Here is a 319-nt window from a genome sequence, read left to right on the forward strand (position 1 = left end):
GCCCTGCTGTGGGTGGCGGCGCGGCTCCGCCGGAGGTGGGGCCCGGCCCCGGAGATCACGCCCTAGGATGGCGCTTTGTCCGGGTTCGCCGCACTTCGTGACACCGCGCGGACCGGGCTCACCCTGGACCGGGCGCTCACCGACCCCAAGCGGGCGGTGCGCGGGGCGGTCGCGGTGGCGCTGGTGCTCTTCCCGCCCCTCGCGCTCGGCGGGGTCGCGCTCGCCACCTCGGCCGCGATGGGCGCGTTCATCGCCGGCTCGGCGACCTTCCCGCGCAGCTTCCGGCCCCGGGCCAGCCTCGCCGTCGCGGCCGGGGCCG

At 79.0% G+C, this 319-nt stretch carries 1 pseudogene; it reads left to right on the forward strand.

The annotated features are described in order from the left end of the window. Positions 1–75: 75 nt before the first annotated feature. Positions 76–319: pseudogene (locus ACLWS4_RS38275) on the forward strand (FUSC family protein); the annotation flags it as partial.

This window comes from Kitasatospora sp. SC0581, from assembly GCF_048159585.1.
GTDB lineage: Bacteria > Actinomycetota > Actinomycetes > Streptomycetales > Streptomycetaceae > Kitasatospora.